The organism is Lentzea sp. NPDC092896, from assembly GCF_044754905.1.
GTDB lineage: Bacteria > Actinomycetota > Actinomycetes > Mycobacteriales > Pseudonocardiaceae > Lentzea.
Window position 1 is genome coordinate 108071 of the sequence record NZ_JBIVPX010000009.1, and the last position, 24828, is coordinate 132898.

Sequence of the window (24828 nt, forward strand, 5' to 3'; positions counted from 1 at the left end):
TTCGTCGGCTTGTCGTCGATCTGACGATAAGCCTATACTTCGTGGGGTGTACACGCCAAGTGATTTCCCTCCCTTTGCTGTCACGGTCGACCTGGTGGTGTTGACCGTTCGGGGGGATGCGTTGTGTGCCCTGCTGGTTCGGCGTGGGGAGGCGCCTTATCGGGGGCGGTGGGCGTTGCCTGGCGGGTTCGTGTTGCCGGCCGAGTCCGTGGATGCCGCGGCTGGGCGGGAGTTGGCTGAGGAGACTGGGGTGTCCGGGCTGCATCTTGAGCAGTTGGGGACCTATGGGGAGCCTCTTCGGGATCCTCGGATGCGCGTGGTCTCGGTGGCCTACCTGGCGTTGGCGCCTGACCTGCCGGTGCCTGTGGCCGGGACTGATGCTGCTGCTGCGTCTTGGGTTCCGGTGTCCGAGGTTTCGTCGTTGGCTTTTGATCATGAGCGGATCTTGGGGGATGGGGTGGAGAGGGCCCGGGCCAAGTTGGAGTACACGGCGTTGGGGACTGCGTTTTGTGGGGAGGAGTTCACCGTTGCCGAGTTGAGGAGGGTCTACGAGATCGTTTGGGGGGTTTCGTTGGATCCTCGGAACTTTCATCGGAAGGTCACGGGGGTGGATGGGTTGCTTACGCCTACCGGGGAGAGCACCTCGCGGGACGGGGGGCGGCCGGCTGCCTTGTTTCGGCGTGGGGTGGTTGAGGTGTTGTATCCGCCGTTGGTTCGTTCGCCTGTTGCGTAGGTGGTTGCGTTGCTTTCGGCGTGTGGCGGCTGATTCCTGGGGCTCCGCCCCAGACCCCGCCAATCTGATCAAAAGCCGGGGTCTACGCCACACGCGGGTAGATGGCACGCCTGTTGCTTTGGGCGGAGTTGCGTTGCGTTGTGGGGCGCGTTGGTGGGGTGGCTTCGTCACGAGCCGAGCCAAGAGCGGGCCACAGCCAGGAAGGGATGTCAACTCGACGAAAAGCGTGTCGAGTTGACATCCCTTCCTGGCTGCAGCAAGAGCTGTGGCACGACTCGTGACGAAGCCACCCCACCCGGACCGCACGGTAAGGACGGCTCGCCTTCGGCATCGCGAGCGGGCGGGTGTTAGAGGCGGACTGCGTCCCCCGTGACGGCGGAGTGCTTGGCTGCCTCGATTACCTCTAGGCCCGCCACTGCGTCTTGTGGTGACACTGGGGCTATGCCTGCGGCTACTGAGGCGTAGAAGTTCTGGTAGGCGCCTGGCTCTGTGCGGTAGGGCTCGTTGGCCAGCGTTCCCCAGGCTTCCTCCGGCTCTTCGCCCCAACCTGGGCCCGCTGGGGTGTCGCCTGCCTTCAGGCGGTCTTCCTGGGGGTCCATGCCGTACTTGACGTAGGCGGCGTCGTGGCCCAGTACGCGGAAGCGGGGGCCCAGGTCTGCTGCCAGGGCGCTCATCCAGAGGTGGGAGCGGACGCCTCCCTCGTGGGTCAGGGAGAGGAAGACGTCGTCGTCTGCCTTGGCGCCTGGGCGCACGGTCTTGATTTCCGCGTAGACCGTCGTTGGGCGGCCGAAGAGGGCCACCGACTGGTCTACGAGGTGCGTGCCCAGGTCGAAGAGGATGCTGCCCAGGTCTGCTGGGTCGCCTGATTCCTTCCACGAGGACTTGATCTCTGGGCGGTAGCGCTCGAAGCGGGACTCGAACTTGTGGACCGCGCCCAGAGCCCGTTCCGAGAGGAGCTTCTGGACTGTCAGGAAGTCGCCGTCCCAGCGGCGGTTGTGGAACGGGGAGAGCATCAGGCCCTTGGAGTAGGCGATTGAGGCCAGGGCTCTTGCTTCTGCTGCCGAGCCTGCGAAGGGCTTGTCGACCACCACGTTCAGGCCGTGTTCCAGGACCTGGCGGGCGTGGGTCGCGTGGAAGCGGTTCGGGGTGGTGATGACCACCAGGTCGAAGTTGCCTGACCAGACTTCGTCCAGAGAGGACAGCAGGCTGGCCGACGGGTAGCGGGCCGCTACCTCTGCTTGGCGGCTCGGGTTGGAGGTGACGACGGCGGAGAGTTCCAGGCCTTCCGTTGCCTCGATGAACGGGGCGTGGAAGGCCGCCCCACCTAGTCCGTAGCCGACCAGAGCTGTGCGCATGACGATCAGCCTAAGCGTTCCCACCAGATGGACGGGGTGTCGCAAGCCTGGACGGACCCCTACCTTCGGTCACCATGACCGTGCTGCTCGTGAGCCGACGCCACGTTGACTACGTGCGTGTCACCAGCATGGCCTGTCGCAGCTCCCGTTGATCTGAGCCCACTCTTCAACGAACGTTCTGGAGCACAGCCATGTCCTGGTCCTTTGAGACGACGCAGATCCACGCGGGCGCCGCGCCCGATCCGGCCACTGGCGCTCGTGCCACGCCGATCTACCAGACCACCTCCTACGTGTTCAGGGACACGCAGCACGGTGCGGACTTGTTCGCTCTTGCTGAGCCCGGGAACATCTACACGCGCATCAACAACCCCACGCAGGACGTGCTGGAGCAGCGTGTTGCCGCTCTTGAGGGTGGTGTCGCCGCTGTTGCCTTCGCCTCTGGTCAGGCGGCTGAGACCGCTGCGATCCTGAACCTCGCCCGGGCCGGGGACCACCTGGTTTCCAGTGCGTCGTTGTACGGCGGGACGTACAACCTGTTCCACTACACGTTGCCGAAGCTCGGCATCGAAGTGTCGTTTGTGGACGACCCGGACGACCTCGACGCCTGGCAGGCGGCCGTGCGGCCGAACACCAAGTTGTTCTTCGCCGAGTCGCTGGCCAACCCGCGCAGTCACGTGCTCGACATCGAGGGTGTCGCCGGGGTCGCGCACGCCAACGACGTGCCGTTGTTCGTCGACAACACGGTGCCCACGCCGTATCTGCTCCGGCCGTTGGACCACGGGGCTGACATCGTGATCCACTCCGCGACCAAGTACCTCGGGGGTCATGGCACGGCCATCGCCGGTGTCGTCGTCGATGGCGGGAAGTTCGAGTACGGCGCGGAGAAGTTCCCCGACTTCCACGAGCCCGACCCCAGCTACAACGGGCTGCAGTACTGGCCGGTGCTCGGGCACGGGGCGTTCGCGGCGAAGTTGCGGGTGCAGGGGCTGCGGGACACGGGAGCGGCCATCGCGCCGTTGACGAGCTTCCTGGTGATTCAGGGGATTGAGACGTTGTCGCTGCGCATCGAGCGGCACGTGGAGAACGCGCAAGCGCTTGCCGAGTGGTTGGAAGGGCGGGACGAGGTCGAGAAGGTCCACTACGCGGGCCTGGCGTCGTCGCCGTTCCACGCTGCCGCGCAGAAGTACCTGCCGAAGGGCGCGGGTGCGGTCGTGAGCTTCGAGCTGAGGGGCGGGGTGCAGGCCGGGCGGGCGTTCGTCGACGGGACGAGCCTGTTCAGCCAGCTGGTGAACATCGGGGACGTGCGGTCGTTGATCGTGCACCCGGCGTCCACCACGCACAGTCAGTTGACGCCCGAGGAGCAGCTCGTCACGGGTGTCACGCCTGGGCTGGTGCGGTTGTCGGTCGGGCTGGAAGGGCTGGAGGACCTCAAGGCGGACCTCGAGGCGGGCTTCACCGCGGCGAAGTCCGAGTTGTAGTGAGCGGCTGGCGCTTCGGTGACCCCAACGGCCGGCGGAAGTGGTTCAGCCACGCCGCGCCGTTCGCGGGACTGCCGGGTTTCCAGCTCGCGTACGAGACGTGGGGGACCTTGAACGCCGAGGCCTCCAACGCGGTGCTCGTGCTCCACGCCCTCACCGGTGACAGCCACGTCGCCGGGGGCGTGGAGCCGGGTCACCCCACGCCGGGCTGGTGGGACTCCCTGGTGGGTAAGGGAAAGCCGCTCGACGCGTTCTTCGTCGTCGCGCCGAACGTGCTGGGAGGCTGCCAGGGCAGTACCGGGCCCTGGCAGTACCCCGGATTCCCCGACATCACCATTCGCGACCAGGTCGCGGCCGAGGTGCACCTCGCGGACTACCTCGGCATCGGACAGTGGGCCGCGGTGCTCGGCGGGTCGATGGGTGGCATGCGGGCTGTTGAGTGGGCGGTCAGTGCCCCTGATCGGGTGAAGTCCTTGCTGTTGCTGGCCACGACGGCGCAGGCTTCGGCCGAGCAGATCGCACTGGCGTCCGCTCAACTGCACGCGATCAAAGCCGATCCCTTGGAGGGACTGGGGGTCGCGCGGCGGATCGCGCACATCAGCTATCGCAGCGAGCAGGAGCTCCAGGCCCGGTTCGGGCGGGAGAAGCAGGAGGACGGGCGGTTCGAGGTCGAGTCCTATTTGGACCACCACGCGGCGAAGCTCACCAGGAGGTTCGACGCGGACAGCTACGTGACCCTGACCGACGCGATGAACTCGCACGACGTCGGGCGTGGGCGAGGTGGCGTTCGAGCTGCGCTGGCCAAGATCACGGCACGCACGATCGTCGCCGGGGTGGACTCGGATCGGCTGTATCCGTTGGCGCAGCAGAGAGAGCTGGCGGCGGGCATCCCGGGGGCCGACGGACTGCGGGTGATCAGCTCGCCGTACGGGCACGACGCGTTCCTGATCGAGAGCGAGCAGGTCGGCGCGCTCGTCACGGAACTGGTGCCCGTGCGTTCAGCAATCTAGTCGCGGGAACCCCGGCCCTTCAGTGGCGGGAGGAATGCGATCTGTGGTTCCGCGCCGCGAGCACATGTTTGGGCGTTGCTGGTTCTCGATGTACTGCTTGATCTCCGGTGGGGCTCCGCCGCAGGAGGTAGCGAAGTCGACACTCATGCTGCGCATGATCTGTTCGCGCCGGGCAAGGGTCTTGTAGGTGAACGGACCGCGCTGCTACTTGGGGGTGAAGACCGAGTGTGCGTGCAGGCTGTGGGCGATCCTGCGGCACTTGCGAATGTCCGGTTTCGGCCCCATTGAGGTGGCCCAGACCGATGTACGGTCTCGTTCGTGAAGGTCGTGGTGCAGGTGAAGTTGCTGCTGGACGCCGAGCAGGCGTCCAGGTTGGCGGCAACCCTGCACGGCTGCAACGAGTCTGCGGACTGGGTGTCGCGGATCGCGTTCGAGCACGGGGTGTTCCGTGAGTACGCGTTGCGTGCGCATGCCTATGCGGAGTTGAAGGCCCGTGGTCTGGGTGCGCAGGCCGCCCAGCACGTGATCAAGAAGGTCGCAGACGCCTACACCGCGCTGCACGCGACCATCCGGGCCGGGAACCTGGGCATGTCTGGCTCGAAGCGCCGGGTGAAGGCCGGGTCGAAGCCGGTCGCGTTCCGGCCGGGTGCGGCGCAGCCGTTCGACGATCGGTGTCTGTCGTGGAATCACGACGCGGGCACCGTGTCGATCTGGACCACGGCGGGCAGGATGAAGGACGTGCGGTTCGCGGGTTCTCCAGACCAACTCAAGACCTTGCGTGAGTATCGCAAGGGTGAGAGTGATCTGGTGCACCGCGATGGCATGTGGTTGCTGATCGCGACCTGTGAGGTGCCCGAGGAACCACTGTTCGAGCCGGTCGACTGGCTCGGCGTGGATCGGGGCATCGTGAACCTCGCGACCACCAGCGACGCGGACAACTTCCAGGGCCGCGGATTGAGTCGTTACCGACGCTGGCATGCGCGCGTGCGTGCCGAGTTGCAGGCCAGGCGAACGAAGTCAGCGGCCCGGCGGCTCAAGAAACGAGCGCGTCGCGAGCAGCAGCACGCGACGCACGTCAACCACAAGATCGCCAAGCAACTGGTGGCTGTTGCCGAACGCACCGGTCGCGGGATCGCGCTCGAAGACTTGAGCGGTATCCGCGACCGGGTCACGGTTTCCCGGCACCAGCGAGCCACCCACAGCTCCTGGCCGTTCCATCAGCTTGAAGCGCACGTCCGGTACAAAGCTCGCCGCGCCGGCGTGCCAGTGCTAGTCGTGGACGCGCGCTACACCTCGCAGATGTGCCCGCGCTGCAGGTACACGTCTCGTTCCAACCGTCCCAGCAGGGACGCCTTCTGCTGTCGTCGGTGCGGTCTCGCTGGACCCGCCGACGTCGTCGCCGCCGTGAACGTCCGAAACCGGGCACGGTCGGCGTGGGTACACGTCAACGCACCCGAACCCGCTACCGCACAATTGACGGGTTGATGCGGCCCGCACGCCACACCCAGTGGCGCACGGAGAACGCGACTCGGCTTGAAGGTTCGAGCATCACGCTCGACCCCTCAGGGCCGAGAAGTTGACGTACTCGTTGAGCCGTGCGGAAGCGGCGAGCATCGCCAGGCCCTGCTTGGTGAGGCGGCGGCGCCAGTCGGTCAGGGCGGCACCCAGCGTGTCGGTGCCGCCTGCCGTGCGGATCTGGTCGACCACCAAAGCGATGCGCGCCAACGGGTAGCCACCGCGCCGCAGCAGGTGGGCCAGCTCGGCGTCGCGGACGTCCTCGGCCCGGAACACGCGATAGCCGGTGGATTCACGTGACGGGACGAGGATTCCGGCCTCCTCCCACGCCCGCAGCGTCGCCGGGGTCACGTCGAGGCGCCTGGCAAGTTCGCCGATCGTGCGGGGCTCCAGGACCGGTTCGAAGTCGGTCAGGTCCTGCACCGCCCGGCTGACCGAGTCGAGGGTCTGGCGGTCGCGCAGCAGCTGTTCGTGGCCGCGGTCGATCCACAAGAGCACGTCGTCCAGTGAGCCGGTGTGGAGCGCGTTCATGATCTGGCCTGCGCGAGCGTGCCCGAAGGCCGGGATCAGGGCGATGAACGTGCGCAGCGCGGCCGCGTGGACCTCGGTGTAGAGGCGGTAGCCGGACGGGGTGCGCTCGGCGGGCGGGAGGAACCCGGACTCCTCGTAGTTGCGCACCGCCTGGGTCGAGAGGCCGTGTTCGCGGGCGAGGTCAGCTGGACGCACGGTTGAGACTTTAGCGGCGAAGGCCGAGAAGATTTGAGCCAAAGTCTCAACGGAGCTTTCAATGTTACGGTTGAGCCACATGAGCCAGGACATTCGCGAGTTCATCAGCCCCTTCACCGAGCTCCTGGGGTTCGGCGAGCCGACGCACCTCGAACACGCCCACACGTGGATCCGCAACGAGCTGTTCGAGCAGCTCGCGGGCCTGGGCTTCCGCTCGATCGCCCTGGAGACCTGCCGGATCAGGGGCCTGAGCGTGAACGACTACGTGCACGGCGGGCCCGGTGACCTCGACACGATCATGAAGGAAGGCTTCTCCCACACGTTCGGGGAGAACTGGCCGGCCAACCGCGAGCTCGTGCAGTGGATGCGCGAGTACAACGCGGACAAAGCACCCGAGGAACGGCTGTCGTTCCACGGCTTCGACTTCCAGACCGAGACGACCAGCGCGCCCAGCCCGCGTCCCTACCTCGAACACGCCCGCGACTACCTGGGCGAGGACGTCGACCTCACGATCGACGACGAGAAGTGGAGCCGCGACGAGGCGGTGCTGGACCTGACCCAGTCGCCGGGACAGTCCGAAGAGGCGGTCAGGCTGCGTGAGATCGGCACCGGGATGCTCATGCGGCTGCACGAGCAGAGGTCCACTGACGAGGCGTGGGCGCGCGCGGAGACGTATCTGACGGCCGGGCTGAGCCTGCTCCAGTACCACCGGGAGTGTGCGGAGCCGAACCCGTTGGGCGTGCGCCTCAACCGGCTGTGCCAGATGCGGGACGGCGTGATGGCGCGGAACCTGCTGGAGATCCGGCGTGCCGAAGCCGCGAACGGGCCGACGTTCGTGTTCGCGCACAACGCCCACCTGCAGCGCACCAACTCCTCGATGGAGATGGCCGGTGAACGGATCGAGTGGTTCTCGGCGGGTGCGCTCGTGGCGCCGATCCTCGGTGACCAGTACACGGTCATCGGCGGCACGCTCGGCCGCAACGACTCGTTCGGACTGGGCGAACCGGACAAAGCAACCCTCGAAGGCCAGTTGCAGAACCGGTTCACGACCTGGGGGATCACGAAGGACAAGCCGGCGGGTCCGTCCCGCACCGACACGAGGCTGGAGATGGGCTACTTCCCGCTCGACCAGCACCTCATGGACGGTGTGGACGCTCTGCTGCACATCAAGGTTGGTCGTCCAGTGACGCGGTGATCCACGGCGCGACAGGCAGTTCGCGCGTCTCGCACTCGATCGCCAGCTTCAGGGTCCACCGCAGGGCTTGTAAGACCACGGTCGCGAGCTCCTGCGGCTGGCCGTTGGCCAGGGCGATCTCGATCTGCTCCGAGGCCGCGTCCTGGTCGCCGTGCACCTCGGCCAGCAACGCGCGGATCGCGGTGCGGACGGGCGGGTCGGCGTCGTCGATCTGGACCTCGTTGCCCTCCTCGTCGAAGACCTGCATCTTGACCGGAGTGGCGCCGCCGGAACCGAGCGCGCTGACCATGCTGCTGCACTCGGCGAACAGCAGGAGCACCAGCTCACGGATCTCCTCGTTGCCCTCGGGAGACCCGCTGAGGTACCCGGTCACGAGGTCCACCGCCACAGCGTCTTCCCCGGCCCTGGCCGCGGCCAGCGCCTCACCGGCGACGGCCGTCAGCCGTGACCAGCGATCTGGATCCTGTGGTGGTCTCACAGGTACTGCCTACCGCGCGGTGTCACGCATTCGCAATGCCCCATCTTGATCAGAGTGCTACCGGGGTATGTCACTCCGCAGGTCAATGTGGGGATCAACGCATCCACCTAGCATCGGGTGGTGTTCCGCACGCCGTACCGAACCGTCTTAGGTCCCGATCGCACCCGAGTGCTCGCCAAGCTGCTCGGGCGGTGGCGCGTCCCGGTGCACGCCGCACTGATCATCTACGCTGTCGTGTGGGCGATCGTCGCCAGCGCCGGTTACGTGCGCCAGGCGGACTCGGACGGCTGGTGGGTCGTCATCTTCCTGGTGACGGTCGGGCCGTACGTGCTGCTGATCTGGTCGCCGCTCTACGCCTGGCGGCTCGCGGTGCCCGGCTTCTACCTCGTCAGCCTCCTGTGGGCCGGTGAGGGTGCCGGGGCCTTCCAGTACTGGACGGCGGTGCCGCTGTTCGTCGCGGTCGCGGCGTTCTACTCGCGCGGGATCGTCATCGCGGCCACGGTGATCACCGGCGCGCTCATCATCGCCTCCGAGCCGCAGGCCGCGGACATGGCGCTCTTCGTGCCCATCGTCGGTACGGCGGTCTACCTGTTCGGTGCGCGCGGCAGAGCGGAACGCGAACTCGAGGAAGAACGCGATGCCAAGGCGGCTTTGGAGGAACGCGCCCGCATCGCACGCGAGATGCACGACGTCGTGGCGCACCACATGTCGTTGGTGGTGGTCAGGTGCGAGACCGCGCCCTACCGCCTCAAAGGACTGAACGAGGACGCGGTGAAGGAGTTCGCCGAGGTCGGTGAGGCGGCGCGGGAGGCCATCACCGACATGCAACGGCTGCTGGGCGTGCTGCGGTCGAACGGTCAGGAGCTGGAACGCGAGCCGCAACCGGGCATCAGCCGCATCCCCGAACTCGTGCGGCCGGGCGACGAGGCCGAGATCGACGTGGACGACGTGCCGGAGGCGGTCGGCCTGACCGCGTACCGGGTCGTGCAGGAGGCGCTCACGAACGCCACCAGGCACGCGCCCGGCTCGAGGGCGTCCGTCCACGTGCACAAGGAGGACGGCCGGCTCGACGTGCTGGTGACCAACACCGCGGGGGGACCGTCGACGGGCGGCGGCAGCGGGCAGGGGCTGGTGGGCATGCGGGAACGTGTCGCCGTGCACGGTGGCACGCTGACCGTGAAGTCGACCGAGGACGGCGGGTTCATGGTCCGGGCGAGGATTCCGTTGGGGGACAAGTGATCAGGGTGGTCGTGGTCGACGACCAGGAGATGGTCCGCGAGGGCTTCTCCGCGCTGCTCGACGCGCAGGACGACATCGAGGTGATCGGCGCGGCGGGCAACGGCGTGCAGGGTGTCGCGTTGGCGCGGACGGTCAGACCGGACGTCGTGTTGATGGACATCCGCATGCCCGAGATGGACGGACTTACGGCCACGCGGTTGTTGCTGGACGGGTCGCAGGAGCTGAAAGTGCTGGTGCTGACCACGTTCGACCTCGACGACTACGTCTACGAGGCGTTGCAGGCCGGTGCGAGCGGGTTCCTGCTCAAGCACGCGCCGGCCCGTGAGCTGCTCAACGCCGTCCGCGTGGTGGCCGCGGGGGAAGCGCTGCTGGCACCGTCGATCACCAAGCGGTTGATCGAGGACTTCGTGCGGTCACGGCGTTCCGACCGCGTCCGGCCCGCGCAGCTGGGAGTGCTGACCGAACGCGAGACCGAGATCCTCGTGCTGGTCGCGCAGGGCCTGTCGAACACCGAGATCGCCGCGCATCTGGTGCTGGCCGAGCAGACCGTCAAGACGCACGTGAGTCGCGTGCTCACCAAACTGGGACTCCGCGACCGCGCCCAGGCCGTCATCGCGGCTTACGAGAGCGGGCTCGTCATACCGGGGTAGCAACGGAAAAGCGGCACGTCAGCGTGACGATTCGAGGGTCGTGGTCTTCCTAGTTTCGGTCCATGCGCCGAGCCGTCCTGTTCCTCCTGCTGATCGCCCTCCCGTCGGTCGCGCCGTCGATCGCCCAGTGGCGCACCGACGTCGCCCGCCGGGTCGCGATCGTCGGTGACCTGAGCACCGCACGCGACGTCGTGATCGTCGTGCCGGGGTCCGACGTGGACGTCGACAGGTTCGACCGCACGGTCGGACGGATGGCGGCCAACCTGTACGCGCAGGCCCACCGCGGCGACCTCGCGGTGATCGCGTGGCTCGGCTATCGGACGCCGCAGGGGCTCGGGGTGGACGCGGTGACGGGCTCGCTGGCCCGGCAGGGAGCTGTCGCGCTCGTCGACTTCGTGCGGGCGTTGCAGACCAACGCGCGCATCCACGTCTACGGCCACAGCTACGGGTCGGTCGTCGTCGGACTCGCGGCACACGACCTGGACGTGACGGACATCGTGTTCACCGGAAGTCCTGGTGTGCGGGCGAAATCCGTGGCAGAGCTGGGGACGCGCGCGAAGGTGTGGGCGGTGCGGTCGAGTGGCGACTGGATGCGGTTCGTGCCCAACGCCCGGCTGTTCGACCTCGGGCACGGAACGGATCCGGCTTCGGACGGCTTCGGTGCGACCGTGCTGCGGTTCGAGGGCGGTGAACACGACACCTACTACGAACCGGGCAGCGAGACGCTGGGCGCGCTCGTCCGGATCGCTTCGGGGGAGAAGCTGTGAGGAATCCGTTCATCGACGCCGTGCGGGCGCTGGCCGTCGTCGCGGTCGTGCTCGGCCACTGGCTGGTGACTTCGCTGGTGGACACGCCAACCGGCATGTACATCGACAGTCCGTTGAAGCACTTGTCCTCGCTCACCCCGGTTTCCTGGGTGCTGCAAGCGCTCGGCCTGTTCTTCTTCGTGGGCGGCTACGCCGCCGCGCACTCGAAGACGTCGTTTCTCGTCAGGCTGAAGCAGCTCGCCCTGCCGACGTCGCTGATGCTCGGCTGCTGGGCCGCCGTCCTCTTCGGACTGGTCCTGCGCGGCGTCGACCAGGGCACGGCCTGGAACATCGGGTTCCTGGTCACGACGCCGCTCTGGTTCCTCGGCGTCTACCTGGTGCTGCTGGCGTTGAAACCGTTGGTGCGCAGGCTGGACGAGTACTCGTGGGGTGTGCTCGTTCCGGTCGTGCTGGTGCTGGTGGTGCCGTACGCGGTGTGGTGGGCGGCCTGGCAGCTCGGCTATTCGTTGGCGCGCAGGAGGATTCCCGGTCCGCCATTGCTGGTGCTCGGCGTCGTCGGCTATGCGTTGCTGACGACGTTCGGCGGCTATCCGTTGTCGGCGGTGGGAATTCCCGGCGAGGCCGTCTCGAACCTGAACCCGCCGAACTACGCGACGCTCGCGCTGGCGTTCGCGCAGATCGGCCTGGTGCTCACGATCGCGCCGCTGCTGACCAGGCTCGGCACGACGAAACCCGTGGCGTGGCTGAACAAGCGCGCGTTGGGGATCTTCCTCGCGCACCAGAGCGCGCTGATCACCGTGACGCTGACGCTCAGCGCGTGGGGGCCGTTGCCGGGGCTCCAGCAGCCACCAGATCATCCTGGCTGGGTGTGGCAGCGGTTGCTGTGGCTGCCGGTGTGCGCGGCCGTGACCTGGGGATGGCTCCGAGCACTGCGAGGCCGATCGCCACGGCGTGCAGCACCACCACCGGCTGAGCCGGATCCAGTGCCAGCATCGGCGGAACGCACGCCAGCGCGGTGAGCAGCCACGGCAGGCGGGTGTCGCAGCTGCCGGTGCGGGCCGTGTGGATCAGGTACCAGCCGAGCAGCAGGTGGATGAGGTTCTGCAGCGGGTCCACCGGCAGCAGCACCAGCATCCCGTCGCCGAGGAACCCGCTCACCACGAACCCGAGCACGCCGAGCGTCCCGAACGACACGCCCATCGCCGTCGCGAGCCGGGTGCGGTGCGACTCGTGCTGGAGCTGCGGCAGCCGGACCAGGCGCCGTTCGAACCGGTGGAACAGCAGGATGAGCGGCACCAGACCCAGCACCAGCCAGATCGGCGCCTGCGTCAGCCCGAGCAACCCGACCAGCGCGCCGACCCCGGCCAGGTACGCGAGGTAGACCGTCATCGGTGCGCGGCGGGCGAAGTCCACGACGTGCCACGACCGGCCGTCGAGCCACGAGGTGAGCCGGTCGCGCGCGAGCAGCGCCAGGCACACCTGCGCCACGCCGAGCACCATCGTCGAGCGCGGGTAGTCGCTGAAGAACACCAGGGCGGGCACCGTGACGGCGCCCAGCGCGGCCAAAGTCCGGCGCGACAGGTTCGTCAGCGTGCCGTCGGCGTAGAAGAAACCGATCTGCTGCATCAGCAACGCGCCGACGATCAGGTTCGCGTACCCACCCGTCTTCCAGTCCATCGACGTGCGCGCGACCTCCACGGTGAGCGTCACGAGCATGAGCACGAACGGCGCGGTGCGGCGGAAGTGCTGGTGCAGCCACGCGGCGGCCGGCGTCGCGGCCACGGCGAGCAGGTAGACCCCGACGAACCACAACGGATGCGTGATCAGCCGGCTGTACGCGTCGACCTCGACGTCCATCAGGTTCAGCGCGGCGAACAGCACCACCCACAGCAACACGAACGCGAGCACCGGCCGCAGCAGCCACGACGTCCGGCTCGACACCCAGCAACCGAAACCGCCCTGATGCGCCTGCCAGCTGCGCAGGTTCGCGTGCCCGCCCGCGAAGAAGAACAACGGCACCGCCTGCAACGCCCACAGCCACGACGTGCCGGACCCTCTCAGGTGCGCGAGCGTCGCCACGGTCTCGCCGAGCACGAGCAACGCCAGGCTGAAGAGCCGCAGGAACGTCGCGTACCGGTCCTGTTCGGCGTGCTTGAGCACCAGCGGCAACGAGTTGGCGGCCGGATCCTCACGACGGCGCCCGTGCAGCCGCGCGAGCAGCAGGAACACCACGACCGCACTGCCGAACGCCCACGCCACCACGGGTTCGTGGCCCGGCGGCCCCCACCGCTGCCGCCACGAGTTGAACTTCAGCCCCAGCGCGTAGGTCTCGGCCACCACGTGACAGGTCTGTTCGGCGCCGCGCGGGTTCAGCCGGCACTGCGCGTGCAGGTCGATCGTGAGCCTGTCGTCCAGCGCCTTGCGCGCGCCCTGCCCGAGCGGATCGCCCTTGTGCTCGGCATAGCGCAACAGGTCGTAGCCCAGGTCGTGCGCGCGGCACCCGGTGCTGAAGTCCCACTCCGTGTCACCGGCCGGACCCGAGCACCCGCCGCCCGCGTCGACGACCCGCAGCGTCCCGTCCGGCGCTGTCACGGTCTTGGGATCGCGTCCCATCTCGCGCGCGAAGTCGCTCGGCAGGTTGACGTACGGATCGTGGGTGGCCGACGGCGACACGAACGCGTCGACGGCGTTGGCCGCGGCGATCACGTCGGCGCTCGGTGGAACCGCGTTGTCGCCGGTCGCCGGGCGTGAGGCGATCACCCCGCAGACGAACACCGCGAGCGTGATCACCGTGAACCGGAACCAGGCCGGAAGTCGGAGGAGGAGTTTGCGCGCACTCATCGTCGCGCCAGGTTACGGATAGGTCTCGGCTGATCGCCAGTCCGCCAGGTCAGGAACGTACGACGGCGGGCGTGAGCGAGGCGAGCGCCATCCGGGACAGCAGCGAGGCCATCTGGTCGCGGTCGAGGTGGGCGCTGTGCGGGGTGGAGTTGATGAGCCCGAACACGGCGTGCGCGGCGGCGCGGGCGGTCGGTTCGTCGAAATCGGGAACGGTGCGGCGGATCGTCTCGACCCACACCTCGACGTACCGGCGTTGTAAGGCACGCACGCGCCGGCGGTCCGGATCCGTGAGGTTCGCGAGATTGCGCATCTGCACGGTGATGAGCGCCGGGTCGTCCAGCGCGAAGTCGACGTGCCAGCCGATGAGGTCCCGCAGCGCCTCGTCGGCGTTCGATGCGGCGTCCACCCGTGACTGGCCGCCGTCGAGCAGTCGTTCGGAGATCGACGTCAGCATCTCGCCGAGCATCGCGTCCTTGCTGCGGAAGTGCCGGTATAGCGCCGGGCCGGAGATGCCCACGGCCGCACCGATGTCGTCGATGCCCACGCCGTGGAAGCCGTGGCGCGCGAAGAGTTCGGCCGCGGCGTTGAGGATCTGGTCCCGACGTGAGGGTTTCTCGACCACGGAAGGAGGTTAGCAGCCGTTCACATCGTCGTCCGATGGGTGGAATTCGCGCAGGTACAAGCCCTGAATGTTGACTATTGACGAATACTTCACACAGGCCTTACCCGTGAGTAACCATTGACGTGCAATGCATCACACCCCTGCGGCCCCTTCGGGAGTCTTCGATGCGTCCTGCTCACTTCATCGCCTCAGTGGTCACCGCCGCCGCGGCGGTCATCGCGCTCGCCAACCCTGCGAGCGCAGCCCCCGTCAACTACGTCGCGCTGGGCGATTCCTACGCCTCCGGGCTCGGGACCGGCAGTTATGACGGTGCGAGCGGCAGCTGCAAGCGCGGTCCGCTCGCGTATCCGGCGCTCTGGGCGGCCGCGACAGCGCCCGCGACGTTCAAGTCCGTGGCCTGTTCCGGCGCGCGAACAGGCGACGTCATCACCCAGGCCAACAACCTCACGGCGGCCACGAACCTGGTCACCGTGCAGGTCGGCGGCAACGACGCCGGCTTCACCGACGTCATCACCACGTGCACCTTCGGCTCGGACCAGGACTGCACCAACCGGGTGAACCAGGCCAAGACCTACGCCGCGAACACGCTTCCCGGCCTGCTCACCAACGTCTACAACACGATCAAGTCGAAGTCCCCGTCGGCACGCGTGGTCGTGCTCGGCTACCCGCGCATCTACAAGGTGCCTGGCTCCTGCAACGTCGGCCTGAGTGACACCAAGCGGGCCGCGATCAACTCCGGCTCCGACGCGTTGCACGCCACCATCGGCGCACGGGCGGCGGCGGCCGGGTTCAGCTACGTCGACGTGCGCGGGGCGTTCACCGGGCACGAGATCTGCTCGTCGAGCTGGTGGCTCAACAGCCTGAGCTGGCCGGTCGAGGAGTCGTACCACCCGAACCGGGCAGGGCACCAGAGCGGCTACCTGCCCGCTCTGCGGTCGGTCATCGGGTAGCGTTTTCCGGAACGTGAGAGTGCCTGAAAGGCTGCTTGACCTGCGTTCGGGTCACTCTCAAGGCGTTCCTGTGGACCGCTAGGTGAGCGGGCGTTAACATGGCCTTGTTAACGCCCGCTAACCTGAGGTCTGGGGAGCATGGACGCACCTGTCCTGCGCAGCGCAGCCGAGCCGTCGGACCGCTACGCCAAGGAGCACACCGCGCTCGTCGACGAGCTGCGCGGCAAGCTCGCCACCGCCGCGCTCGGCGGTCCGGAGAAGGCACGTCAGCGGCACGTCGACCGCGGCAAGTTGCTGCCGCGCGAGCGCGTGGACACGCTGGTCGACCCCGGTTCGCCGTTCCTGGAGCTGTCGCCGCTGGCCGCCAACGGCATGTACGGCGACGAGGCACCGGCCGCGGGCATCATCACCGGCGTTGGGCGGGTCTCCGGCCGTGAGTGCGTGATCGTCGCGAACGACGCCACGGTCAAGGGCGGCACCTACTACCCGATCACGGTCAAGAAGCACCTGCGCGCGCAGGAAGTGGCGCTGCAGAACAACCTTCCGTGCGTCTACCTCGTCGACTCCGGCGGCGCGTTCCTGCCGAAGCAGGACGACGTGTTCCCGGACCGCGAGCACTTCGGCCGGATCTTCTACAACCAGGCCACGATGTCGGCGCGCGGGATTCCGCAGATCGCCGCCGTGCTCGGGTCGTGCACCGCCGGCGGCGCGTACGTGCCGGCGATGAGCGACGAAGCGATCATCGTCAGGAACCAGGGCACGATCTTCCTCGGCGGCCCGCCGCTGGTGAAGGCCGCGACCGGTGAAGTCGTTTCGGCTGAGGACCTCGGCGGCGGCGACCTGCACTCGCGGACCTCCGGCGTCACCGACCACCTGGCGGAGAACGACGCCCACGCGCTGCGGATGGTCCGTTCGATCATCTCGACCCTGGGCCCGCGCGCGCAGCGTCCGTGGGACGTCGCGCCCGTCGAGGCGCCGGTGGTCACGGACGATCTCTACGGCGTGGTGCCAACGGATTCCCGGACGCCCTACGACGTGCGCGAGGTGATCGCGCGGATCGTCGACGGCTCGAAGTTCCAGGAGTTCAAGAAGGAGTACGGGCAGACGCTCGTCACCGGCTTCGCGCGCATCCACGGCCACCCGGTCGGGATCATCGCCAACAACGGCATCCTGTTCGGCGAGTCGGCCGTGAAGGGCGCGCACTTCATCCAGTTGTGCGACAAGCGGTCCATCCCGCTGGTCTTCCTGCAGAACATCACCGGCTTCATGGTCGGCCGCGAGTACGAGGCGGGCGGCATCGCCAAGCACGGCGCCAAGATGGTGACGGCGGTGGCCTGCGCGCGCGTCCCGAAGTTCACCGTGATCATCGGCGGCAGCTTCGGCGCCGGCAACTACTCGATGTGCGGCCGGGCGTACTCGCCGCGCTTCCTGTGGATGTGGCCCAACGCCCGCATCTCGGTGATGGGCGGGGAGCAGGCGGCCTCGGTTCTCGCGACGGTGCGCCGCGACCAGCTCGGTGACGAGTGGTCCGCGGACGACGAGGAGGCGTTCAAGGCGCCGATCCGCCAGCAGTACGAGGACCAGGGCAACCCGTACTACTCGACCGCGCGGCTCTGGGACGACGGTGTGATCGACCCGCGCGACACCCGCACGGTGCTGGGACTTGCCTTGTCCAGTGCGGCGAACGCCCCCATCGACGATGTTTCCTACGGCGTCTTCCGGATGTGATCATGTTCGACAGCGTTCTGGTGGCGAACCGCGGGGAGATCGCGGTCAGGGTGATCCGCGCGTTGCGGTCGCTCGGGATTCGTTCCGTCGCCGTGTACTCCGACGCGGACGCCGAGGCGTTGCACGTCCGGCTGGCCGACGAGGCCGTGCGGATCGGGCCCGCCGCGGCCCGCGAGAGCTACCTGTCCATCGAGAAGATCGTTCAGGCCGCCGTTTCCACCGGCGCGCAGGCGATTCACCCCGGTTACGGGTTCCTCGCCGAGAACACGGCGTTCGCGGCGGCCTGTGACGCGGCGGGGATCGTGTTCGTCGGACCGCCGGCGTCGGCGATCGACGCGATGGGTGACAAGATCCGCGCGAAGCTGACGGTGTCGGCGGCGGGCGTTCCCGTCGTGCCGGGCCGCACTCGCGCGGGCATGTCCGACGACGAGATCGTCGAAGCGGCCCTGGAGATCGGTTTTCCGGTGCTGCTCAAGCCTTCCGCGGGCGGTGGCGGCAAGGGCATGCGGCTGGTGCACGAGGAATCGGCGCTGCGCGAGGCGATCGAGTCGGCCCGGCGGGAGGCGCGCGGGTCGTTCGGTGACGACACGCTGCTCATCGAGCGGTTCATCACGAACCCGCGCCACATCGAGATCCAGGTCCTCGGCGACGCGCACGGCAACGTGATCCACCTCGGTGAGCGCGAGTGCAGCCTGCAGCGGCGGCACCAGAAGATCATCGAAGAGGCACCTTCGCCGTTCCTCACGGCCGAGATGCGCGAGGCCATGGGTTCCGCCGCGGTCGACGCGGCGAAGTCCGTCGGGTACGTCGGCGCGGGCACCGTCGAGTTCATCGTGGACGGTACTTCGGGCGACTACTTCTTCATGGAGATGAACACCCGGCTGCAGGTCGAGCACCCGGTGACCGAGATGGTCACGGGCGTCGACCTCGTCGAGTGGCAGCTCCGCGTCGCGTCCGGCGAGGTGCTGGACGTCGCCGTCGAACTGAACGGCCACTCGGTCGAGGCGCGCGTCTACGCCGAGGACCCGTCGCGCGGCTTCCTGCCGACCGGCGGCCGCGTGCTGGCGTTGAGCGAGCCGACCGACGTCCGCGTGGATTCCGGTCTGTACGAAGGACTTGTCGTCGGCTCGGACTACGACCCGATGCTCGCCAAGGTCATCGCGCACGGCCGCACCCGCGAGGAAGCGTTGCGACGCCTGGATCACGCGCTCGGCCGGATGGTGCTGCTGGGCGTCACGACGAACATCCCGTTCCTGCGGGCGCTTCTGCGTGATCCCGATGTTCGCGCGGGCGCGCTGGACACGGGCCTGGTCGAACGCAAGCTGGACGAGCTGACCTCCGCCGAGATCCCGGACGAGGTCTACGTGGCGGCCGGCCTGGAACGTTCGCTGCAACCGCACGGCGAGGACCCGTGGGACCAGCTGGGCGGCTGGCGCGTCGGTGAGCACGCCTGGACGACCTGGCGGATCAACGACGTCGACGTGCGCGTGCGTGGCGAAGAAGTCGTTGTGGGAGCGGGAGAACCGGTTCGAGCGAGGGCTCGCCGCGAAGGCGCCGACCTGCTCGTCGGCTCGCGCCGCTACTCGATGGCTCGCGACGGCGACGTGCTGTGGCTGGGCCACGACGGCGCCTCCTGGGCGTTGGTCGAGGCCGAGTTCCTGGTCGGAGCCGCCGACGGTGCCGCGGCCTCCGGTGGCCCGGTGAAGTCGCCGATGCCCGGCACCGTGCTGGTGGTTCGAGCCCGGCAGGGCGAGGAAGTGACCGCCGGTCAAGCGTTGTTCGTGGTCGAGGCCATGAAGATGGAGCACACCGTGACCGCACCGGTCGACGGCGTGCTGGCGGAAGTGAACGTGCAAGCAGGCCAGCAGGTCTCACTGGACCAGGTACTGGCCCTCGTCGTCTCTCACGAGGAGTGACAGCAATGTTGGACTTCAGGCTCCCGAGCGAGTACGAGGACCTGCGCAAGACCGTCGAGGAGTTCGCGCGCGACGAGGTGGCCCCGGTCATCGGCGACTACTACGAGCGTTGCGAGTTCCCGTACCCGATCGTCGCGAAGATGGGGCAGATGGGCCTGCTGGGCCTGCCGTTCCCCGAGGAGCACGGCGGCATGGGCGGCGACTACTTCGCCCTGTGCATCACGCTGGAGGAGCTCGCGCGCGTCGACTCGTCGGTCGCGATCACGGTGGAGGCGGCGACCTCGCTGGGCGCCATGCCCATCTACCGCTTCGGCACCGACGAGCAGAAGGCCGAGTGGCTGCCTTCGCTGACGTCCGGCGAGAAGCTCGGCGCGTTCGGCCTCACCGAACCGGGCTCCGGCTCCGACGCGGGTGCTTTGGCCACCACCGCACGCCTCGACGGCGACGAGTGGGTCATCAACGGCACCAAGGCTTTCATCACGAACTCCGGCACGGACATCACCGGCCTGGTCACGGTCGCCGCGGTCACGGGCACCCAGCCCGACGGCCGCAAGGAGATCTCCTCGATCATCGTCCCGTCCGGCACCCCGGGCTTCACGGTGTCGAAGAAGTACTCGAAGGTCGGCTGGAGCGCCTCGGACACCCGCGAACTGTCCTTCCAGGACTGCCGCGTGCCCGCCGCGAACCTGCTCGGCACCCGAGGCCGCGGTTTCGCCCAGTTCCTGCGCACGCTGGACGAGGGCCGCGTCGCGATCGCCGCGCTGTCGGTCGGCCTGGCGCAGGGCTGCGTGGACGAGTCGGTCCGCTACGCCCACGAGCGCGAGGCGTTCGGCGCGAAGATCGGCACGTACCAGGCGATCCAGTTCAAGATCGCCGAGATGGAGGCCCGCGTGCACACCGCACGGCTGGCCTACTACGAGGCCGCGTCCCGGATGCTGCGCGGCGAGCCGTTCAAGAAGCAGGCGGCCATCGCGAAGCTGGTCTCGTCCGAGGCGGCGATGGACAACGCCCGCGACGCCACGCAGATCTTCGGCGGCTACGGCTTCATGAACGAGTACCCGGTCGGGCGGTTCTACCGGGACGCGAAGATCCTGGAGATCGGCGAGGGCACCTCCGAGGTGCAGAAGATGCTGATCGCCCGCGAACTGGGCCTCTAGCGAGGTGACCCGGCCCGTTGGCGGGCGTGTTCACGCTCAGCAGGGCGCCTCGCTGGTCCATTCCGGCTGAATAACTTCAAAGCACCAGTTCCAAACGGTCTGTCCGGCTACCGTCGCTTGCCTTCCGCACGAGTGTGAGGGTGCAGATGACAGGTAGCCGGACAGAGCCCGTTTTCCCGGGTTTGCGAGATCTGCTCGGAGTCATTCACGGTCTTTGCGACCGGCCGGGGTTCTTCTACCGGAGCAAGACCGAGGAAGTGGTCGGTGACCAGCCACTTCCGTTGCTCTACCTGGAGAGCGAAGCCAGTCCGACGCCATTCCTGCACGCCCTCGAACACAAGCTCGACGAGGGACGTCCGGCAATTCCGCACGCCTATGTCGACGTGTCCGCGGTACGCGCTGAAGTGGACAAGAGATGGCCACCGGAAGCGCGGGAGACCCAGCCGCTGCTGCCGTTGCTGGACGTGCTGAGTCATCGGCTGTCGGAGGTCCACGTCGGCAGTGAGCGGCTGACGCGGTTCGACCACTACCGGCTCGTCGACTGGCTCACGAGCAAGCGGCTGCCGCGCAAGCCGGGGCGCGACGACCGGGCGAGCGTCATCGAGCTGCTGCGGCAGTGGACCGGCAAGAGCGGCGAGGACGGCGAGGCGCTCAACCGGGCCGTCGACGCGTTCATCCCGAACCTCGTCACGAGGCTGGGGCTCGGGCTGGTCGCCTGGGTCGGCAGCAAGGCGGGGTTCCGCTGGCTCGGCAAGCGGGTGCCTGGCCTCGCGCGCGAGTCGAAGTGGTTCATGCGCGGGCAGAACTTCGCGCTGCCCAACCACTCCATCGAGTTCCTCGGGTTCGCCGAACGGCTCACGCTGGGCAGGCGCGAGTCGGAGAACACCGAGCAGATCAAGCTGCTGCTCGTGCACGCGTTCCTGGAGGACCTGCGGATCTCCTACCGGCGCCGCCGCCGGTTCGTGCCGCGCAGGGCCGGGTTCCGCCGCACCGCCTACATCCCCGTGCTGCTCGACGGCGTAACGAAGGAGAACGGCGGCTGGGAGCTGCTGGAGCTGATCAACGACGTCCGCAACGAGACCGGCGAGCTGGACCCGTTGCTGGTGATCGCGGCCAGTTCGGTGCAGCCGGCGCTGTCGCAGCGGCTCGGGACCACGCCGGTCGCGCCGGACGAGACCGCGGACGCGCTGGCGACGTGGCGGGAGGAGCTGCCGCGCAAACGGCAGATGCTCGCGCCGGACGCCCGCTACCTCATGATCAGGCTGCCGTTCCCGAGCGAGGACAAGAAGAAGTGGAAGGGCGCGCCCGCGTTCACCGCGGCGCCGGCGCGCTGGCTCGCGAAGTCGCGGCGGCTGGAGGCGATCATCGCGGCGGTGGTCCTGGTGCTGCTGGTGCCGGGGTTCGTGGCGGTGCAGAACAACGTCAAGGCCAACTGCTCGATCGTCGGTTCCGCGATCTCACCCGGTGTGTCGACGCGGCTGATGGAGGTGGCGGGCAACGTCGAGTGCCTCGGGTACAGCGACAACAGCAGCCAGGTGTTCGGCTCGAACGAACGGCTGCGGTGGACCCAGCAGGCGGTCTTCGCGCAGAACGGCGAGGCGGAACGGCTGCACGACTCGGAGCCCGCGCGGCCGCTCGTCTCCCTGCTCTACTTCTCCAGCCTCACCCACAAGGACAGCAACCCCGACGCCGACCACTCCAGGGCGGAGGAGCTGGAGGGCATGCTGCTCAAGCAACGGCAGCAGAACGACAGGTCGAGCTCGGGACCGCTGCTGCGCGTCGTGGTCGCGAACGGCGGCGGGAAGATGGGGCGCGCGGACGACGTGCTGTCGGGGATGCTGATCCCGTTGCTGGAGAAGGACCCGAGCATCATCGGCGTGGTCGGGCTCGACCGCAGCGTCGAGCAGACCCAGAAGGTCATCAGCGCGCTCGGGTCGCTCGGCGTGCCGACCATCGGCACCACGCTGACCGAGGCGTCGCTGCCGAAGCTCTCGACGACGTACTTCCAGCTCATCCCCGGCAACGTCCGCCAGGCCGACCTCGTCAGGAGGTACGCGCAGCACGTCGGCGCGACCAAGGTGACGATCCGCCACCCGAGACTCGGCGGGACGGACGTCTACCTCGACAACCTGGTCAACGAGCTGGGGAAGGAGCTGGCCGGGCAGAAGGTGCCGTACGAGGCGCACGAGTGGGTGAACAGCCCGCAGGAGGTGCCGTCGCAGTGCGTCGAGGACCACTCCAGCGAACTGGTGTTCTTCGCGGGCCGTGAGGAGCACTTCGGCGAGTTCCTGCAGGCGGTCGGCAAGGACTGCTACGACAAGAACCGCCTGCCGCGCATCCTGGCGGACGACGCGATCATCCGGTTCATCGCGCAGAAGGCCAGCCGCACGCGTGACTCGCTGGCCGGCATGCGCGTGTCGTACGTGAGCATGGCCGGGCTCGTCGTGCTCGCCGGCAAGTCCTGCGTGGAGGGCAGACCCGACCAGAAGGTGCGCGGCGGCCTGCCGTTGGACGCCTTCTGCGCCGGCTACAGCAGGCTGGCCCAGGAGATCCAGGATTCGGGGCTGCCACCGGAGGACAGACCCGCCAAGCCGTGGCCCGGCGAGCACATGGCGGTCGCCTACGACGCGGCAGGACTCTTCCTCGACGCGGTGGGCAACGCCCAGGCCCGGCTGTACGGCCGCGCCCCGCACCGCGGCGCGATCGGCGGGGAGCTGCGCGAACTGGAGTACTTCGGCGCGACGGGACGCACGAACTTCAAGGCGTCCAGGGTCGGTGAGACGCGGAACTTCACGATCCTGGAGATCGCGAACATCCACGACTTCGAGCAGCAGCCCACGTGCGTGTTCCTGACGGGCGACCTCTACGGGCCGGACTCGCCGCGCCAGGACAACGGTTGCCCTGCCTAGACCTTGGGCACGACCCGGTCGATGATCGAGGCGAAGTCGGTGGACCTGGGGAGCGTGCCGAACGCGACTCCCCAGTCCCCGCCCAGCCGTGAGCCGAGGAACGCGTCCGCGACGGCCGGGTGCCCGTGCTTGACCAGCAGGGCGCCCTGCAGGATCAGCGCCATCTTCTCCACGACCCGGCGCGCCTGCGACTCGTCCACATCGGACAGCGCGACGCCGAGCTCGTTCAACGCCCTGTCGACGCGCTGGTCGACCCCGCTGACGGCGGCGAGGAACTCCTGCACCGACTCGGGTTCCTTCTTCATCGCCCGCAGGACGTCCAGCGCGGCGACGTTGCCGGAGCCCTCCCAGATCGACATCAGCGGCGACTCGCGGAACAGCCGCGGCATGCCGCTGTCCTCGATGTACCCGTTGCCGCCCAGGCACTCCAGCGCCTCGGCGGCGTGCACCGGGCCGCGTTTGCACACCCAGTACTTGGTGACCGCGAGCGCGAGCCGCGGCCGCTCCTGGGCCAGCCACATCGCGGTGGTGGTCGCCGCCTCGGACTCGATCGCGAGGTCCGCCAGCACGTTGCGCATGGCGGGCTGGTCGATCAGGTAGTTCCCGAACGCCTTGCGGTGCGCGGCGTGGTGCGCGGCCTGCCGGATCCCGAGCCGCATGCCCGCCGCGGTGCCGAGAACGCAGTCCAGCCGGGTCGTGTTGACCATCTCGATGATCGTCCGCACACCGCGGCCCTCGTCGCCGATCCGGTGCGCGAACGCCTCGTCGTACTCGATCTCGGCGGACGCGTTGGACTTGTTGCCCAGCTTGTCCTTCAGGCGCTGCAGGAAGAACCGGTTGCGCGTGCCGTCCGGGAGCACCCGCGGCACCAGGAAGCAGGTCAGCCCGCCGGGCGCCTGCGCGAGCGTCAGGAACACGTCCGACATGGGCGCCGACGTGAACCACTTGTGCCCGGTCAGCAGGTAGCCGTCGGTCACCGGCTTGGCGACGGTGGTGTTCGCGCGGACGTCCGAGCCGCCCTGCTTCTCGGTCATGGACATGCCGGCGATCAGGCCCTGCTTGCCCAGCGGTGCCCTGAGTCCGAAGTCGTAGTTCCGGGCGGTGAGAAGGGGTTCGTAGATTTCGGCCAGTTCCGGCGCGACGCGCAAAGCGGGCACCGCCGCGTAAGTCATCGAAATCGGGCATCCGTGGCCGGCCTCGACCTGGGACCACGCGTAGAACTTGGCTGCCCTGTTGAGATGCTCACCGTCGACATAGGCGTGCAATCCGTGCGAAACGGCCACGTTCATCAGTTCGTGCCAGGCCGGGTGGAACTCGACCTCGTCGATCCGGTTCCCGTACCGGTCGTGGGTGTGCAGGACCGGGGGATGGGCGTTCGCCAGCCTGCCGTGCTCCTGCCACTCCTGGCTGCCCGCGAGCCTGCCCAGTTCGTGCAGTTCGGGGCTGTCGACCCAGCTCAGCAGGGCCGGGTCGGCCGCGACGTCGTGACCGCTCAGCGGCGGCACCTGGTTGGTCACCTCGTGCGTAGCCATGCCTCGCACGCTACTACTCGCGAGTAA

19 protein-coding genes and 1 pseudogene are annotated in these 24828 nt (G+C 68.2%); 14 read left to right on the forward strand and 6 right to left on the reverse strand.

What is annotated here, in order from left to right; genetic code table 11:
• Nucleotides 1-46: 46 nt before the first annotated feature.
• Nucleotides 47-733, forward strand: a complete 687-nt coding sequence (locus ACIQF0_RS35435; protein WP_401037011.1) for an NUDIX domain-containing protein — start codon at nucleotides 47-49, stop codon at nucleotides 731-733.
• Between the two features lie 347 nt (nucleotides 734-1080).
• On the opposite strand, the gene ACIQF0_RS35440 is transcribed toward ACIQF0_RS35435, so the two are convergent.
• Nucleotides 1081-2088: a Gfo/Idh/MocA family oxidoreductase gene (locus tag ACIQF0_RS35440; protein ID WP_401037014.1), complete on the reverse strand. Its 1008-nt coding sequence runs from the start codon at nucleotides 2086-2088 to the stop codon at nucleotides 1081-1083.
• Nucleotides 2089-2279: 191 nt separating this feature from the next.
• Here ACIQF0_RS35440 and ACIQF0_RS35445 point away from each other — a divergent pair, with 191 nt between their 5' ends.
• From ACIQF0_RS35445 to ACIQF0_RS35455, 3 genes are all read left to right on the forward strand, one after another.
• Complete coding sequence (locus ACIQF0_RS35445) at nucleotides 2280-3566, forward strand: bifunctional o-acetylhomoserine/o-acetylserine sulfhydrylase (RefSeq protein WP_360043576.1); 1287 nt, start codon at nucleotides 2280-2282, stop codon at nucleotides 3564-3566.
• Nucleotides 3566-4576 (forward strand): homoserine O-acetyltransferase, encoded by a 1011-nt coding sequence (locus tag ACIQF0_RS35450; RefSeq protein WP_401037018.1) that lies wholly within the window; start codon nucleotides 3566-3568, stop codon nucleotides 4574-4576. The genes ACIQF0_RS35445 and ACIQF0_RS35450 overlap by 1 nt, the downstream gene beginning before the upstream one ends.
• Nucleotides 4577-4894: 318 nt before the next feature.
• The gene (locus ACIQF0_RS35455; protein WP_401037021.1) at nucleotides 4895-6061 is read left to right on the forward strand and encodes an RNA-guided endonuclease InsQ/TnpB family protein; all 1167 of its coding nucleotides are present in this window, start codon (nucleotides 4895-4897) and stop codon (nucleotides 6059-6061) included.
• 63 nt (nucleotides 6062-6124) lie between these two features.
• Here ACIQF0_RS35455 and ACIQF0_RS35460 read toward each other — a convergent pair whose 3' ends face one another.
• The gene (locus ACIQF0_RS35460) at nucleotides 6125-6817 is read right to left on the reverse strand and encodes a TioE family transcriptional regulator (protein ID WP_401037024.1); all 693 of its coding nucleotides are present in this window, start codon (nucleotides 6815-6817) and stop codon (nucleotides 6125-6127) included.
• Between the two features lie 79 nt (nucleotides 6818-6896).
• Between ACIQF0_RS35460 and ACIQF0_RS35465 the strand changes: the two genes are divergently transcribed.
• Nucleotides 6897-8012 carry an erythromycin esterase family protein gene (locus ACIQF0_RS35465; protein WP_401037026.1) on the forward strand — a complete coding sequence of 372 codons (1116 nt, stop codon included), beginning with the start codon at nucleotides 6897-6899 and terminating at the stop codon, nucleotides 8010-8012.
• Here ACIQF0_RS35465 and ACIQF0_RS35470 read toward each other — a convergent pair.
• Nucleotides 7984-8490, reverse strand: a complete 507-nt coding sequence (locus ACIQF0_RS35470; RefSeq protein WP_093592223.1) for a hypothetical protein — start codon at nucleotides 8488-8490, stop codon at nucleotides 7984-7986. The genes ACIQF0_RS35465 and ACIQF0_RS35470 overlap by 29 nt on opposite strands.
• 120 nt (nucleotides 8491-8610) lie before the next feature.
• Here ACIQF0_RS35470 and ACIQF0_RS35475 point away from each other — a divergent pair, with 120 nt between their 5' ends.
• The 4 genes from ACIQF0_RS35475 to ACIQF0_RS35490 all read left to right on the forward strand — a co-directional run bounded on the left by ACIQF0_RS35475 (nucleotide 8611) and on the right by ACIQF0_RS35490 (nucleotide 12165).
• Nucleotides 8611-9729, forward strand: a complete 1119-nt coding sequence (locus ACIQF0_RS35475; RefSeq protein WP_401037030.1) for a sensor histidine kinase — start codon at nucleotides 8611-8613, stop codon at nucleotides 9727-9729.
• Nucleotides 9726-10379 (forward strand): response regulator transcription factor, encoded by a 654-nt coding sequence (locus tag ACIQF0_RS35480; RefSeq protein WP_360043591.1) that lies wholly within the window; start codon nucleotides 9726-9728, stop codon nucleotides 10377-10379. Before ACIQF0_RS35475 ends, ACIQF0_RS35480 begins: the two co-directional genes overlap by 4 nt.
• Before the next feature lie 62 nt (nucleotides 10380-10441).
• Nucleotides 10442-11146 carry an alpha/beta hydrolase gene (locus tag ACIQF0_RS35485; RefSeq protein WP_401037033.1) on the forward strand — a complete coding sequence of 235 codons (705 nt, stop codon included), beginning with the start codon at nucleotides 10442-10444 and terminating at the stop codon, nucleotides 11144-11146.
• Nucleotides 11143-12165 (forward strand): acyltransferase family protein, encoded by a 1023-nt coding sequence (locus ACIQF0_RS35490; protein ID WP_401037035.1) that lies wholly within the window; start codon nucleotides 11143-11145, stop codon nucleotides 12163-12165. The genes ACIQF0_RS35485 and ACIQF0_RS35490 overlap by 4 nt, the downstream gene beginning before the upstream one ends.
• Before the next feature lie 1360 nt (nucleotides 12166-13525).
• Here the strand turns inward: ACIQF0_RS35490 and ACIQF0_RS35495 are convergent.
• A pseudogene (locus tag ACIQF0_RS35495) lies at nucleotides 13526-13987 on the reverse strand (hypothetical protein); the annotation flags it as partial.
• Between the two features lie 49 nt (nucleotides 13988-14036).
• The gene (locus tag ACIQF0_RS35500) at nucleotides 14037-14609 is read right to left on the reverse strand and encodes a TetR/AcrR family transcriptional regulator (protein WP_401037037.1); all 573 of its coding nucleotides are present in this window, start codon (nucleotides 14607-14609) and stop codon (nucleotides 14037-14039) included.
• 164 nt (nucleotides 14610-14773) lie between these two features.
• On the opposite strand from ACIQF0_RS35500, the gene ACIQF0_RS35505 reads away from it, so the two are divergent.
• From ACIQF0_RS35505 to ACIQF0_RS35525, 5 genes are all read left to right on the forward strand, one after another.
• A complete protein-coding gene (locus tag ACIQF0_RS35505; RefSeq protein ID WP_401037039.1) occupies nucleotides 14774-15559 on the forward strand; it encodes an SGNH/GDSL hydrolase family protein in 786 nt (261 codons plus the stop codon).
• A gap of 138 nt (nucleotides 15560-15697) precedes the next feature.
• Nucleotides 15698-17287 carry a carboxyl transferase domain-containing protein gene (locus ACIQF0_RS35510; RefSeq protein ID WP_401037041.1) on the forward strand — a complete coding sequence of 530 codons (1590 nt, stop codon included), beginning with the start codon at nucleotides 15698-15700 and terminating at the stop codon, nucleotides 17285-17287.
• Between the two features lie 2 nt (nucleotides 17288-17289).
• Nucleotides 17290-19203 (forward strand): acetyl/propionyl/methylcrotonyl-CoA carboxylase subunit alpha, encoded by a 1914-nt coding sequence (locus ACIQF0_RS35515; protein ID WP_401037044.1) that lies wholly within the window; start codon nucleotides 17290-17292, stop codon nucleotides 19201-19203.
• A 5-nt stretch (nucleotides 19204-19208) separates the two neighbouring features.
• On the forward strand, nucleotides 19209-20360 hold the full coding sequence (locus ACIQF0_RS35520; protein WP_360043611.1) for an acyl-CoA dehydrogenase family protein: 1152 nt from the start codon (nucleotides 19209-19211) through the stop codon (nucleotides 20358-20360).
• A gap of 182 nt (nucleotides 20361-20542) precedes the next feature.
• The gene (locus ACIQF0_RS35525; protein ID WP_401037047.1) at nucleotides 20543-23269 is read left to right on the forward strand and encodes a hypothetical protein; all 2727 of its coding nucleotides are present in this window, start codon (nucleotides 20543-20545) and stop codon (nucleotides 23267-23269) included.
• Here the strand turns inward: ACIQF0_RS35525 and ACIQF0_RS35530 are convergent.
• A complete protein-coding gene (locus tag ACIQF0_RS35530; protein WP_401037049.1) occupies nucleotides 23266-24801 on the reverse strand; it encodes an acyl-CoA dehydrogenase family protein in 1536 nt (511 codons plus the stop codon). The genes ACIQF0_RS35525 and ACIQF0_RS35530 overlap by 4 nt on opposite strands.
• Between the last annotated feature and the right edge of the window lie 27 nt (nucleotides 24802-24828).

Bases quoted from the DNA above. Each gene is read 5' to 3' on its own strand.
- ACIQF0_RS35520 (WP_360043611.1), top strand. From the start codon at position 19,209: ATGTTGGACTTCAGGCTCCCGAGCGAGTACGAGGACCTGCGCAAGACC.
- ACIQF0_RS35440 (WP_401037014.1), bottom strand. From the start codon at position 2,088: ATGCGCACAGCTCTGGTCGGCTACGGACTAGGTGGGGCGGCCTTCCAC.
- ACIQF0_RS35505 (WP_401037039.1), top strand. From the start codon at position 14,774: ATGCGTCCTGCTCACTTCATCGCCTCAGTGGTCACCGCCGCCGCGGCG.
- ACIQF0_RS35445 (WP_360043576.1), top strand. From the start codon at position 2,280: ATGTCCTGGTCCTTTGAGACGACGCAGATCCACGCGGGCGCCGCGCCC.
- ACIQF0_RS35485 (WP_401037033.1), top strand. From the start codon at position 10,442: ATGCGCCGAGCCGTCCTGTTCCTCCTGCTGATCGCCCTCCCGTCGGTC.
- ACIQF0_RS35515 (WP_401037044.1), top strand. From the start codon at position 17,290: ATGTTCGACAGCGTTCTGGTGGCGAACCGCGGGGAGATCGCGGTCAGG.
- ACIQF0_RS35510 (WP_401037041.1), top strand. From the start codon at position 15,698: ATGGACGCACCTGTCCTGCGCAGCGCAGCCGAGCCGTCGGACCGCTAC.
- ACIQF0_RS35530 (WP_401037049.1), bottom strand. From the start codon at position 24,801: ATGGCTACGCACGAGGTGACCAACCAGGTGCCGCCGCTGAGCGGTCAC.
- ACIQF0_RS35465 (WP_401037026.1), top strand. From the start codon at position 6,897: ATGAGCCAGGACATTCGCGAGTTCATCAGCCCCTTCACCGAGCTCCTG.